13 protein-coding genes are annotated in these 12,167 nt (G+C 69.6%); 4 read left to right on the forward strand and 9 right to left on the reverse strand.

Features of this window, described 5'->3' with window-relative positions; genetic code table 11:
* Positions 1 to 50: 50 nt before the first annotated feature.
* A complete protein-coding gene (locus tag AAFO60_RS02760) occupies positions 51 to 470 on the forward strand; it encodes a VOC family protein (RefSeq protein ID WP_347954597.1) in 420 nt (139 codons plus the stop codon).
* Between the two features lie 6 nt (positions 471 to 476).
* On the opposite strand, the gene AAFO60_RS02765 is transcribed toward AAFO60_RS02760, so the two are convergent.
* From AAFO60_RS02765 to AAFO60_RS02775, 3 genes are all read right to left on the reverse strand, one after another.
* Complete coding sequence (locus tag AAFO60_RS02765; protein WP_347954598.1) at positions 477 to 728, reverse strand: amphi-Trp domain-containing protein; 252 nt, start codon at positions 726 to 728, stop codon at positions 477 to 479.
* A 152-nt stretch (positions 729 to 880) separates the two neighbouring features.
* Entirely contained in the window at positions 881 to 2,608 is a 1,728-nt protein-coding gene (locus AAFO60_RS02770) for an ABC transporter ATP-binding protein (RefSeq protein ID WP_347954599.1), read from the reverse strand.
* Positions 2,609 to 2,709: 101 nt separating this feature from the next.
* Positions 2,710 to 5,286 carry an ABC transporter ATP-binding protein/permease gene (locus tag AAFO60_RS02775; RefSeq protein WP_347954600.1) on the reverse strand — a complete coding sequence of 859 codons (2,577 nt, stop codon included), beginning with the start codon at positions 5,284 to 5,286 and terminating at the stop codon, positions 2,710 to 2,712.
* Between the two features lie 117 nt (positions 5,287 to 5,403).
* Here AAFO60_RS02775 and AAFO60_RS02780 point away from each other — a divergent pair, with 117 nt between their 5' ends.
* Entirely contained in the window at positions 5,404 to 5,808 is a 405-nt protein-coding gene (locus AAFO60_RS02780) for a transcriptional regulator (protein WP_347954601.1), read from the forward strand.
* Positions 5,809 to 5,880: 72 nt separating this feature from the next.
* Positions 5,881 to 6,186: a DUF3817 domain-containing protein gene (locus tag AAFO60_RS02785; protein ID WP_424307269.1), complete on the forward strand. Its 306-nt coding sequence runs from the start codon at positions 5,881 to 5,883 to the stop codon at positions 6,184 to 6,186.
* An 83-nt stretch (positions 6,187 to 6,269) separates the two neighbouring features.
* Here the strand turns inward: AAFO60_RS02785 and AAFO60_RS02790 are convergent, their stop codons facing one another.
* The 3 genes from AAFO60_RS02790 to rph are packed head-to-tail and all read right to left on the reverse strand — an operon-like array spanning position 6,270 to position 7,974.
* Positions 6,270 to 6,566: a DUF2470 domain-containing protein gene (locus tag AAFO60_RS02790; RefSeq protein WP_347954603.1), complete on the reverse strand. Its 297-nt coding sequence runs from the start codon at positions 6,564 to 6,566 to the stop codon at positions 6,270 to 6,272.
* Positions 6,563 to 7,219 (reverse strand): RdgB/HAM1 family non-canonical purine NTP pyrophosphatase, encoded by a 657-nt coding sequence (gene rdgB, locus AAFO60_RS02795; RefSeq protein ID WP_347954604.1) that lies wholly within the window; start codon positions 7,217 to 7,219, stop codon positions 6,563 to 6,565. The genes AAFO60_RS02790 and rdgB overlap by 4 nt, the downstream gene beginning before the upstream one ends.
* On the reverse strand, positions 7,216 to 7,974 hold the full coding sequence (rph, locus tag AAFO60_RS02800) for a ribonuclease PH (protein ID WP_347954605.1): 759 nt from the start codon (positions 7,972 to 7,974) through the stop codon (positions 7,216 to 7,218). The genes rdgB and rph overlap by 4 nt, the downstream gene beginning before the upstream one ends.
* Positions 7,975 to 8,092: 118 nt before the next feature.
* On the opposite strand from rph, the gene AAFO60_RS02805 reads away from it, so the two are divergent.
* Positions 8,093 to 9,676, forward strand: coding sequence for an HNH endonuclease signature motif containing protein (locus AAFO60_RS02805; protein ID WP_347954606.1), 1,584 nt, complete (start codon positions 8,093 to 8,095; stop codon positions 9,674 to 9,676).
* Positions 9,677 to 9,778: 102 nt separating this feature from the next.
* Here AAFO60_RS02805 and AAFO60_RS02810 read toward each other — a convergent pair whose 3' ends face one another.
* The 3 genes from AAFO60_RS02810 to AAFO60_RS02820 form a co-directional block, all read right to left on the reverse strand.
* Complete coding sequence (locus AAFO60_RS02810; protein WP_347954607.1) at positions 9,779 to 10,561, reverse strand: cyclic nucleotide-degrading phosphodiesterase; 783 nt, start codon at positions 10,559 to 10,561, stop codon at positions 9,779 to 9,781.
* Positions 10,562 to 10,665: 104 nt separating this feature from the next.
* Positions 10,666 to 11,469: a glutamate racemase gene (gene murI, locus AAFO60_RS02815; protein ID WP_347954667.1), complete on the reverse strand. Its 804-nt coding sequence runs from the start codon at positions 11,467 to 11,469 to the stop codon at positions 10,666 to 10,668.
* Positions 11,466 to 12,113, reverse strand: a complete 648-nt coding sequence (locus tag AAFO60_RS02820) for a rhomboid family intramembrane serine protease (RefSeq protein ID WP_347954608.1) — start codon at positions 12,111 to 12,113, stop codon at positions 11,466 to 11,468. Before AAFO60_RS02820 ends, murI begins: the two co-directional genes overlap by 4 nt.
* Positions 12,114 to 12,167 lie beyond the last annotated feature (54 nt).

Raw genomic sequence — 12,167 nt, forward strand, 5'->3', positions numbered from 1 at the left:
CGCCGATCCGATCCCTTCACCGACCGCGGCGAGAAGCGCATACTCAGAGTATGTCCATTGCCCCGCTAGGTATTTCACATATCCGATTGACCGTCACCGACATCGACCGATCGCGCGCCTTCTACGACGCGGTGTTCGGCCTGCCCGTCTACGCCGAAGTCCCCGCCGACGCCGACGACGCGACGAAGAAGAAGCTGGCATTCCTGTTCGGCGGCGTGCTCTATCGCGTCGGCGGCAATCTGCTCGGCCTGCGACCGGTGGCCCCAGGCGACGATCGGTTCGACGAGAACCGCGTCGGCCTCGACCACGTCTCGCTCGCCGTCGCCGACCGGGCCGCCCTCGACGACGCCGTCGCCGTCCTCGACGCGCAGGGCATCGCACACGAACCGGTCAAGGACATCGGCGAGGCCTGGATCCTGGAGTTCCGCGATCCCGACAACATCGCATTGGAGCTGTTCGCGATCAAGTAGCCGAAATCACCCGAGTTCCAGACCGCCGGTCCCCGATTCCCCCGGGTACCACTCGATCTCGATCTCGAGTTCGGTCTTGGTGCCGCGTCGTCGCTGTGCCTCGGTGACCTCGACGTCGACCTTCACCCGCCCGGGCAGGTCGAGCACCACTTCCTCAGTCCCCGACTTGAGCGTCACCGAACCGCCTCGAATCCGAGCGGCCAGGCCTTCGAGGAGGTCGGCGAGCTGCGCCGGACTCATCGCCTCGGACGACTTCATCAGCCTGTTGCTTCGCGGTGCCATCGCCAATCCCCTGCCTGCTCGTCAGTGTTCCGACCTCGATCATCGTGACCTGCGGCCATCGTAACGGCCGCCTACGACATATCGGACTCGCCCGACGATCAGCGAGCCGCTCGGATCTCGATTCCGACCTAGACCTGCCAGCCCTCCGACTCCCGCCAGCGGCGCCAGAGACCCGCGAAGGCGCCGTCGCGGGCGAGCAGTTCCTCGACCGGACCGGCCTCCACCACGCGGCCGTCGTCGAGCACGATCACCGAGTCGGCCAGCGCGACGAGCGCCGGTCGGTGCGTCACCGCGACCACCGTCCGGCTACCGCGCACCCGCCGCAGCGATTCGACGACCGCACGTTCGGTGACCACGTCGAGCGACGAGGTCACCTCGTCCATCAGGAGCAGCGACGCCGGTTTCGCGAGTGCTCGCGCCAGGCCCACCCGCTGTCGCTCACCGCCCGACAGCGGATTGCCGCCCTCGCCGACGCGCGAGTCCCAGCCCGCGGGCAGGGCGTCGAGGACGGGATCGAGCCGGGCGAGGTCCGCGATCTCGGCCAGCGCGGGATCACCGACGGTCACCACGTTGTCCCGCAGCGTTCCCGGCCGCAACGACGTGGTCTGGAAGACCACCGACGCATCGGCCAGTCGGCGGGCCGCGGCCGCGGGAACGCCGTCGACGGTGATGGCGCCCTCGGTCGGCTCACGCAGCCCGGCGAGGACGTCGAGCAGCGTCGACTTGCCCGAGCCGGAGCCGCCGACCAGGACCGTGATCTCACCGGCGCGAAGGTCGAGGTCGACGTCGGTGAGGGCGCGCGTGCCGTCGGGGTAGGTGTACCCGATCGCGCGCAGCCGGACCGCGCCGGCCGCTCCGGACGAGGCGACCGCGCGCGGCGGCGCTCCCCGGACGGCGTCTTCTTCGACGAGTTCGCGCAGCTCTCGCAGCAGCCGCTCCACGCCGGCGATCGGTGTCGCCAGCAACGACAGCGAGCCGGTCGTCTCGACCACCCGCAGCAGGACGACGACCATCGCCGCGGCGGTCACCCCGGACAGGTCACCGCCCAGGTACAGCGCTCCGGTGGTGAACCCGAAGGCCAGGAGCACCGCCTGGCCGGTGACGGTGAAGAGCAGGTCGCCGGGGATCTGCCACGCGAGCAGCTTGAGGCCGTGACGGCGGGATTCGGTGAGCACCTGGTCGACGGTGGCGGTTCCGACCCCGGCTGCGCGCAGGGTCGGCTGCGCCCAACCGAACTCGAGCATCCGCTCGTCGAGCGCGCGATCGGCGTCGGCGAAGCGTTCCTCGGCTCGCGCGACGGCACGTCGCCCGAGGTAGAAGGCCGCCAGCAGGGCGATGCCGCCGCCCAGCGAGACCGCTGCGAGCTGCCAGGACACGAAGGCCAGACCGACGGCCAGCATCGGTATCAGGAGCGCGGCGTGGATCAGCGGCGAGAACAGCAGCACCACCGCGGAGGTGGCCTCCGGGCCGGATCTGGTGACCAGCGTTCGCAGGCGCGTGGCGCGCTCGCCGTGCAGGTCGGCGATGTCCAGTCGGCCGATCGCCGCCAGCCCGGCGCGCTCGCTCGCGTCCACCAGCCCGAAGCCGATACGCAGTCCCGCCCGCGTGGCGCCGATGTCGGCGCCCCAACCGCCCGCGAGCAGTGCCACCATCAGGGCGACCCAGCTCCACGCCTCTGCCGGGTGGTCGCCGAACAGCGCCCGCAACAGCGGCACCAGCGTCAAGACGGTTGCCGCCTGCAGGGCGGTGGAGAGCGCCGTGAGCAGATAGAAGGTCGCGCGGTGCGCCCGTCCCGCCGCTCCGGTGACGGCGCGGACGTCGCTGAAGATCGTCGGCAGCACTCCGGTCGTGGTCACCGATTCCCTGCTCGCCGATCCTCTGCACTCTGAATCCATGTTCGCTGATCCCCTGCTCTCTGATCCCGGGCGCCCCTGCCCCCGGCTCACCGATGCCGTGCTCATCGCAGTGACTCCTGCGCCTGCGCGACCATCGCCGCGTACCGTCCGCCGGCGGCCGACAGCTCCGCGCCGCCGCCCTGCTCGACGATCCGCCCGCCGTCCAGGACCACGATCCGGTCGGCGTCCGCGACGGTGTGCAAGCGGTGCGCCACCTCCAGGACGGTCCGGCCGGCCAGCAGCTGCGACAACGCCTGCCGCACCTCCCATTCGGAGTCGGGGTCGGCTGCGGCGGTCGCCTCGTCGAGCACCACCAGGCGCGGGTCGCCGAGGAGCGCGCGGGCGATTGCGAGACGTTGTCGCTGACCGCCCGACAGGCTGTCGCGGTCGACGACGGTGTCGTACCCGTCTGGCAGTCTGTCGATGACGTCGGCGAGTCGGGCGGCGCCCGCGGCGGCCTCGATCGCCTCGCGAGTCGCGTCGGGGACACCGAGTGCGATGTTGTCGGCGACGGTGCCGCGGACCAGTTGCACGTCTTGGAGGACGACGGCGACGCGACGGCGCAGTTGCTCTTCGGGGATGTCGCGCAGATCGACGCCGTCGAGGAGGACGGCCCCGTCGTCGGGATCCCACAGGCGGGCCACGAGCGCGGCGACCGTGGACTTTCCGGCGCCGGACGCTCCGATGAGCGCCGTGGTGCCACCGGGCACCAGGTCGAGGGTCAGGTCGCTGACCACGGGCCGACCGGGTGTGTAGCCGAAGCTCACGCCGCGCAACGCGACGTGCGCGGGCCCGGCGGACTCGGCCGCCGGGTTCTCGGCGCGCTCGAGTTCCGCGGTCGTCAGCAGCAGGTCGAGAGAGGTCTTGCCGTTCATGCCCTCTCGGAGCCCGCCGACCGCGTACGACGCGGCCAGCAGCCGGTCGCCGAACGAGGTGCCCAGAATCAGGAAGGGCAGGATCGCGGCCGCATCCATCGCCCCGGAGGTGATCAGCGCGGTTCCCGCCAGCGCGACGACCACCATCGACGTGGTCGGCCGGTTGAGCTGCAGTATCACCGACTTCACGTCGATGGTGGCGCGCTGCCAGTCTTTGACGAAGTCGGTCAGTCGACGCAGGGTGGCGGGCAGATCGGTGGTCGCGGTGTCGCCGAACACCCGGCTCACCGGCTGCGACACGATGTACCGTTCGGCGTCGCCGGGCAGTGTCGCATCCCACCGCATCTTCTGTTCCAGTCGCGGCTTGTCCGCCGTCGCCAGACGCCCCATCGCGACGATGTAGACGATGACCGGGACCAGCAGTACCAGCGCGAGCGCCCAGTTCACCGAGAACAGGTATCCGAGGATCGCCAGGGGCGTCACGACTGCGGCGACCAGGTCCCCGACCGCGTGGGTGACCAGGTGGTGCAGCGACGAGATGTCGTCTTGGACGAGCTTCTTCACCTCGGAGTCGCGCCTGCCGAGGAACCAGCCGAGAGGCAGCCGGCTCAGTTTGTCGAGTACCCGTCGGCGTACTGCGGCGGCGTATGTCTGGTCGTAGACGTGCAGGGCGGTGATCAGGATCGTGCTTCCCACCGAACCCGCCGCCAGCACGATGAACGCCCACACTGCGACGTCGACGAGTTCCTGGCGCCCCGCTCCGTCCACCAGCAGCCGGGCCAACTCGGCGAACAGGACCAGCGGAACCACCGCCAGCAACGACAGCATCAGCTCGAACAGACCGGCCAGGACCAGCGCGGGGACCGCCGGTGCGAGAACCGACGGGGCCGGGTCGTCCCGCCGGCGCGGCGCCCGGACCGCGGGCGACGAGACCGGCTGCGCGTCGTCGGCCGGTTGCGCCTCGGCCGCTTGCGGCCCGACGATGCGTTCGGTGGCGGTGTCGACTTGCTTGCCCATCGCGCGTCCGGCCATCCAGTACGCCTGGGTGTGCAGGGTGGCCTTGTTCTGTTCGTGGTTGAGGGTGAGGACCCCCTTGGCGAGCCGGGTGGTCTTCGACTCCGCGGTGACCCAGGTGTGCCAGCCCCGATAGTCGGCGTCGCCGACGGCGTCGGCGAGGGCGCGGCGGTCCGGTGTCGAGGGGACCCAGTCGACGCGCAGCCGCGGGTGGTCGGGCAGCGGCAGGTCGCGGTCGTCGTCGTTGAGGTACTCGATGACCGCGCGGATCGGGATGTCGACGGACACGTTCTCGATCACGGTGCAGATCGCGGGCCAGGCGGCGACGTCGCCCATCAGCAGATAGCCGAGCGGTGCGTCGTCGCCGGTGGCGACGTCGTATCCGTCGCCGCCGAGCCTGGTCATCAGCAGTTCGTCGCCGACCGCCGCCGCGCGTGCCCACGTCGACGCCGGCCCCGCGGGATCGTGCACCAGGAAGCAGATGCCGAAGGTTCCCGCAGCGGGATCCGCGTCGAGCAGCGTGTAGCCGCGCTGGTGGAACCTGGTGCCGCCGGCGACGTCGGGGAACCAGGCGCGGATCCACGCCGAGGGCTTCTCCCCCGCGGCGTGCAGGATCTGCGCGCAGTGGAAGTCGATGCGCACGACGTGGTCGGTGATCCAGCCGACACTCGTGACCGTGGCCGGATGATTCCTCGCGCCGAGCGCGCGCAGCATCGCACCCTGGAAGCCCTTGCCCATGCCATCCCCCATCCAGTGAGTACCTAAGATTAGGCTTAGCTAATTTCTAGCAGACGGGTGTCTGACGGCACAGCGCGGGCGTCCTCGACGAAGTGGGGACACGCCCGCTCACCAGGTACCGTCGATGGTGTGAACTACTCTCCGTCGTCGCCGGGAAGACGACACCATCGTCCGGCGCTGATCGTGCTCGTGGCCGTCGCGGCGTGCACCTGCCTGGCACTGGCGTGGTGGCAGTGGGGCCGTTACGAATCCGCCGGCGGCACCGGACAGAACCTCGGTTACGCGCTGCAGTGGCCGGCGTTCGCCGCCGCCATGATCTACGCATACCGCCGCTTCGTGGTGATGGAGGCCGACCCCGACGCCGAGCGTCGTAACCGCTCCGAGCCGACCGAGATCCCCGAGGGCATCCTCCCCGACCGTCCCACCAGCAGCGATCCGTCGGTGTCGGCGATCATCGACGGCGCGCCGGACGACGCCCTCGCCGAGTACAACAAGTACCTCGCTGCTCTCGACAAGCAGCCCGAACGCAAGTGACGAAGGACCGAAGTGACTGAGAATACGAAGACCGACGCCGCCCAGGGCAGTGTCACCGCGAGCCCCGCGCAGATTCGCAGCGCGCTCGTCCGCTACCGCGTTCTCGCCTGGGTGACCGGTGTCTGGCTGCTGCTGCTGGTGGCCGAGATGATCGCCAAGTACGGGTTCGACGTCGACGGCTTCGGATGGGTGGGCATCGCCCACGGCTGGATCTACTTCATCTACCTCATCTGCACCGTCGACCTCGGCATCAAGGCCCGCTGGCCGATGCCGAAGCTGATCGCCACCGCCATCGCGGGCACGATCCCGTTCCTCTCGTTCTGGTTCGAGCACATCCGCACCCTGGACGTGAAGAAGACGTTCAAGCTCGATCAGTGATCGGGACCGGTTTGGGCCGGTGAACAATGAGAACGGCGCCGCCAGTGGCGGCGCCGTTCTCATTGACGTCTGCAGGCGCCGAGTCAGTGCGCGTCGGCGGCGATCCCGAGCTTCGCGGCCGCCGCGGTGTAGAGGGCGACCACCTCGCGCCGGATCGACGCGCGGTCGGTCAGCTCACCGCGCCAATCGACGCGAACCGTCCGCTCGACGCCGTCGACCGTCGCGGACCAGATGCCGGCTTCGGCATCGAGCCCGGTCATCGTCGCGGCCGTGGCCGTCGGTTCGGCGAAGGCGCGCACGATGACGAGGTTGTCGTCGGTATGATCGCCGTTCATGTGGCCGGTGACCGCCTTGATCACGGCATCGTCGAATGTCGTCATTCGTGGGTTCCTTCCGTCTGCGGCGCTCCGGCCGCGTCAGCTGAAGCGAGTGCGCGCAGGGCGGGCACCAACTGCGCCAGCGCCTTGCCCCGATGACTCAGGGCGTCCTTCTCGGTCGCGGGCAGTTCCGCCGAGGTACGACCGGCGGCCGCCTCGTCGTCGGGGATGAACAGCGGGTCGTAGCCGAAGCCGCCGACGCCGCGCGGCTGTCGCAGGATGGTCCCGCGCCACTCGCCCCGAACGACCACCTCGTCGCCGCCCGGGAGCACCAGGGCGCACACCGAGACGAAGGCTGCGCCGCGACGGGTGTCGGGGACGTCGGCGAGCTGAGCCAGCAGGAGATCGTTGTTGGCCGCGTCGCCCTTGCCGCCGCTCCACCGCGCCGACAGCACTCCGGGCATGCCGTTGAGGGCGTCGACCGCCAGCCCGGAGTCGTCGGCGAGCGACGGCAGTCCGGTCACCTCGCAGGCGACCCGCGCCTTGATCAGCGCGTTGTCCTCGAAGGTCGCTCCGTCCTCCACCGGTTCGGGGTAGGCGGTGACGTCGGCCAGGCCCAGCACGTCGAGCCCGGTGATGCCCGCCGCTTCGACCACGCGCCGCAGTTCGGCGAGCTTCTTGGCGTTGTTGGACGCCAGCAGGATCTGTGCGGTCACCGGTCAGCGCCGGGCAGCGTGCCGGGGTACGGCTGCGCCAGCACCTCGCGCTGAGCCGCGACGATGTTCTCGATGCCTGCGCAGGCCACGTCGAGCATCTTGTCGAGGGTCGCGCGCGAGTAGGTCGCCCCCTCGCCGGTGCCTTGAACCTCGACCAGCGTGCCCGCGTCCGTCGCGACGACGTTCATGTCGACCTCGGCGCGCGAGTCCTCCTCGTACGGAAGGTCGAGCCGCACGCGGCCGTCCACCACGCCGACGCTGACCGCGGCGATGATGCACGAGAGCGGCTGCGGGTCGGCGAGCTTGCCCGCCGCACCCAGGTAGGTGACGGCGTCGGCCAGCGCCACGTAGGCGCCGGTGATCGCCGCCGTGCGCGTGCCGCCGTCGGCCTGCAGGACGTCGCAGTCGATGGCGATCGTGTTCTCGCCGAGCGCGGCCAGGTCGATGCAGGCCCGCAGCGAGCGACCGATGAGGCGGCTGATCTCGTGGGTGCGCCCGCCGATCTTGCCGCGCACCGATTCGCGCTTGGAGCGCTCGTGCGTGGCGGCCGGGAGCATCGAGTACTCGGCGGTCAGCCAGCCCAGGCCCGAACCGCGGCGCCACGACGGCACTCCCTCGGTGACGCTGGCGGTGCACATGACGCGCGTGTTGCCGAACTCGACCAGCACCGAACCGGCCGGATGCGCGGTGAATCCGCGGGTGAACTTGATCGGCCGGAGTTCGTTGTCGGCCCTGCCATCTGCTCGTGAAGTCACGGCTCCGACCTTACTGGACCGCACCCGAGTCGGCGTCCGACGCCGTCGTCGCCGAGAAATGTCAGACCCCCGACATAATATCGAACATAAGAACTAATACTTAGTTGAGGAGGACACCATGAACGCATCGGTGCTCGCGGCCCCCGCTTCGCAGGCCACACGACTGTCGGGCGGGCTCGGCTCGTTTCGGGCCGACGCCGGGCAGCTCACCGTCGAGCTCCCCCTGCCCACGATCGAGGGCGCCGCAGACCTGGGCGCCCTCATGTCCTTCGCCGGAGGCGCCGGAGCGGTCGACGGTGTCATCCTGTGGTTCCGGTACGCAGCGATCTATCGCGTGCTGGATATCCGGTTGCGCACTGTCGCCGATGTCACGGAGTTCGGCCGCGTGTGCGATCCGTACGCGCAGGTCAGTGCGAGTTTCGGCGTGGTCGCGAATGTCGGTGCGTTCGCTGCCGATTCGTTCCTCGATCGCGCTGTCGCGTGCATCGAGCGGATCCCGGCGACCGGACTGTTGATGCGCGATGGGCTGCTGTCCCCCGCCGCGTTCGCGCGTGCGGTGCTGGAGACCTCACTCGTCGAGGACCCCGACGTCTTGGCGGTCATCGACGCAGAACTGTCGTACCGACTGCGCGGGATGGGTGGGCTGTCGGTGTCCCGGGTGTCGAAGACTGCGCACGCGGTGGTCGCCGAGTTCGATCCCGATGCCGCGCGGGCCGCCCGCGCTGCCGCCAAGGCCGGCAAGCGCGTGGTGCTCGCTCCCCTGACGTTCGAGCTGTCCGAGCTCACCGTCACTGCCTCGGCGGAAGATAATGCGCTCTCGGTCGAGATCATCAACGCCCTGATCGCCGGAGTGTGTGCACGTGACCCCCGAACCAAGGACCAGCGCCGCTCCGACGCGGTCACCTCGCGGATCCACGGCACGGCATTCACCTGCCGGTGCGGGATCGACGAGTGCGACGCCGAACTGTCCGACGAGTCCGTCGCCGCCCGCTGCGCGTCGATCGTCCTGCACGTGGTGTGCCGCCGAGAGACCCTCGACGGTACGACCACCACTCCCGCCTACCTCGACGGGTTCGGCCCGATCTCGGCCCAGCACGTCCGCGACATCGTAGAGCGCAATGACGCCGTCGTCCGCGACCTCGACCTCGACGTTCTGGCCGAAGCCACCCACCAGTCCGCCGACCCGCATCGCCCGACCGCGATGTGCGATGCCGCCGTCCGCGGCCTGTTCGGCCAGTGCACGACGCCCGGCTGCGACCGCGCGGCGTGGAAGTGCGACCTCGACCACGTGGTGGAGTTCAACCACGCCGAGCCCGCCGCCGGCGGTGCCACCTGCCCGTGCAATCTGAATCCGAAGTGCCGTCACCATCACCTGATCAAGACGCACTGTGCGGGCTGGATCGACGAGCAGTTCATCGACGCCGCCAGCGGCGTGTGGACCGAGGTCACCACCCCGGAGGGCATCACCGTGCGCCAGCGGGCGCTCAACAACTGGCTGCTGCCGGAGATCGGTCAGATGCAGTGCCGCCACGGCGCAGTGATCGAGCCGGGTACGGCCGATCCGGCCGACGAGCCCCAGCGGTCGGAGACCCGCTTGGCGGCCAAACACCGATACCGTCGCCAGATGCGGTCGGCCAACCGCCGCGCCCGCGAAGCTCGCGAGGCCGCAACGGACGCCTACTGGGGCGAGCCTTCGTTCTGACCAGGACGCGACAACCGAACCCGCGCATCATCCGTGCGCCTTTTGCCCACCAGGTGGTCAAAAGTCACACGGTTGACGACCGGCGCCCGTCCGCTGCCGCCGTCAGCACGCGGAGACAGGCTTGCGGACCTCGATGATCTGACCCTGATGCACCAGCTGCAGCGGTCCCGCGTACTCGCCGGACGCCTCGTCGAGGATGGCGTCGGCGTCGGTCCACGGGACCACGTGGGTCAGGGCCAGGGATCGGACGCGGGCGCGGGCGGCCATCTGACCGGCTTCGACGCCCGACAGGTGCAGGTTCTCCGGTCGCACCCCGGGGGCGTGGGTCCACGACGCCTCGCAGAGGAACAGGTCGGCGTCTCGCGCGAGTTCGACGACCTCGTCGCACACTCCGGTGTCGCCGCTGTAGACCAGGACCTCCCCGTCGGGGCCGGTGATGCGCAGTCCGAAGGTGCTCGGCGGATGGTTCACCTGGTACGGCTCGATGTGCAGACCGTGGATGTCGACGGCCTCGCGATCGACCCACTCGCGGATGTCGTAGGTGTCCGACAGGTCGTCGACCTCCCCCGGATACTCCGAGGCGCCGGCGCCGAGCCGGATCGCCGTCCCCGCGGGCCCGTAGAGCAGCGAACGTTCGGTGGCCGGATTCGGCGACCATCGCCGCCACACGAGCATCGCCGGCAGGTCCATGCAGTGATCGGCGTGCAGATGACTGAGCAGAACGGCGACCTCGTTGGGGTCCGCGTGCTGCTGCAGTTCACCGAACACGCCGTGCCCGCAGTCGAGCAGAACCGGGCGATGCCCCTCGGCCTGAACCAGGTAACCAGAGCACGGCGCACCGGGGCCATTCACGCTTCCCGAACACCCCAGCACCGTCAACCGCATGAGACACACTTTGCCATGCGGTCGCAGATTCCCGGCATCGAACCGCCCTCATGTGACCGGCGAGTTCGCTCCTCGATTGCTATGCGCAAGACCACATCTGATTCTCAGAAATGTTCGACGCGACCCACCGACGGGCCGAGGAATCGCTTCGAGAGCTTCCGGAACGACTCGGGATCACCTGTGGCAGAGAACAACCGACGTGCCTCACGACCCGAGTGCGGATGCAGCGCGTCGTTCTCGGTGAGCACCCGGAAGGTGTCTTTGGCGGTCTCCTCCGCGCTCGACACCAGGGTCACCTCATCGCCCATCACCAACTGGATGACGCCCGACAGCAGCGGGTAGTGCGTGCAGCCGAGCACCACCGTGTCGACGTCCGCCTCCTGCAGCGGTTCCAGGTAGCCCTGCGTCAGCCCGAGGATCTGACGTCCGCTGGTGATGCCGCGTTCGACGAAGTCGACGAACCGCGGGCACGCGACGGCGGTGATCTCCACATCGCGCGCGGCGGCGAACGAATCCTGGTAGGCGCGGGAGGCGACGGTGGCCTCCGTTCCGATCACGCCGATGCGTCCGGTCTTGGTCGCCACGACCGCGCGACGCACCGCGGGCAGGATCACTTCGATCACGGGGATGGGCGCGTACCGTTCGCGCGCGTCTCGCAGTCCGGCGGCCGACGCGGTGTTGCACGCGATGACGATCGCCTTCACCCCGCGCGTGACGAGTTCGTCGCCGATCGCGAGCGCGTGCTTGCGGATCTCCGGAATGGTGAGCGGACCGTACGGTCCGTTCGCGGTGTCGCCGATGTAGATGATGTCCTCATCGGGCAGCTGGTCGATGATGGCGCGCGCGACGGTGAGACCGCCGACGCCCGAATCGAAGATGCCGATGGGGCCAGTGCCTGCCTCGCTTATCGCGGACCTCCTGGAATCTGGACCGACGACGGGCCGGCCTTACCGTTGCGATCGGGGCGACGGTCGGTCAGCACCCACGCGGCGAGCAGTCCGCCCGCTGCGCCGAACAGGTGCCCCTGCCACGACACGTTTCCGCCCTGGGGCAGCATGCCCCACAGGATTCCACCGTAGACCGCCAGTAGGACGACGCCGCCGAGCACCTGCCAGACGTCCCGGTTGAACAGGCCGCGGACCAGCAGATACGCGAGCCATCCGAACACCACGCCCGACGCCCCCACGGTCACCGATCCGGTGGGGGCGGTGAGCCAGACCCCGAATCCGCTGACGATCCACACGATCGCCGTGACGGCCAGGAATCGGCGCGCCATCAGCAGCAGGAAGCCCAGCACGACACCCGGGATCAAGTTGCCGATCAGGTGCGCGAAGTCCGCGTGGAGCAGCGGCGCCCACACGATGCCGTCGAGACCGGACACCTGCCGCGGCACGATGCCGAAGCGGTTGAGGTCGTCGTTCATCGCGAGGTCGACCGCCTCGATCAACAGCAGCACGGCCGTGATGACGCCCATCGTGAGGCCGGACCGCTTCCACCGCGGCATCGGCCCGCCGGGCGCGGGAGTGGACGGCGGCGCCGCTGGGCCGGTCATGGATGCCCTTTCGTCGAGCCGATCACGCACCCGGTCGACGAGCGCGGCTTCGGC

This window comes from Gordonia aichiensis (genome assembly GCF_039946255.1).
Lineage (GTDB): Bacteria > Actinomycetota > Actinomycetes > Mycobacteriales > Mycobacteriaceae > Gordonia > Gordonia aichiensis_A.

Excerpts from the sequence above, each read along its gene's own strand:
- AAFO60_RS02760 (WP_347954597.1), top strand. The coding sequence starts at position 51 with ATGTCCATTGCCCCGCTAGGTATTTCACATATCCGATTGACCGTCACC.
- AAFO60_RS02765 (WP_347954598.1), bottom strand. The coding sequence starts at position 728 with ATGAAGTCGTCCGAGGCGATGAGTCCGGCGCAGCTCGCCGACCTCCTC.
- AAFO60_RS02775 (WP_347954600.1), bottom strand. The coding sequence starts at position 5,286 with ATGGGGGATGGCATGGGCAAGGGCTTCCAGGGTGCGATGCTGCGCGCG.
- AAFO60_RS02790 (WP_347954603.1), bottom strand. The coding sequence starts at position 6,566 with ATGACGACATTCGACGATGCCGTGATCAAGGCGGTCACCGGCCACATG.
- AAFO60_RS02805 (WP_347954606.1), top strand. The coding sequence starts at position 8,093 with ATGAACGCATCGGTGCTCGCGGCCCCCGCTTCGCAGGCCACACGACTG.
- AAFO60_RS02810 (WP_347954607.1), bottom strand. The coding sequence starts at position 10,561 with ATGCGGTTGACGGTGCTGGGGTGTTCGGGAAGCGTGAATGGCCCCGGT.
- AAFO60_RS02820 (WP_347954608.1), bottom strand. The coding sequence starts at position 12,113 with ATGACCGGCCCAGCGGCGCCGCCGTCCACTCCCGCGCCCGGCGGGCCG.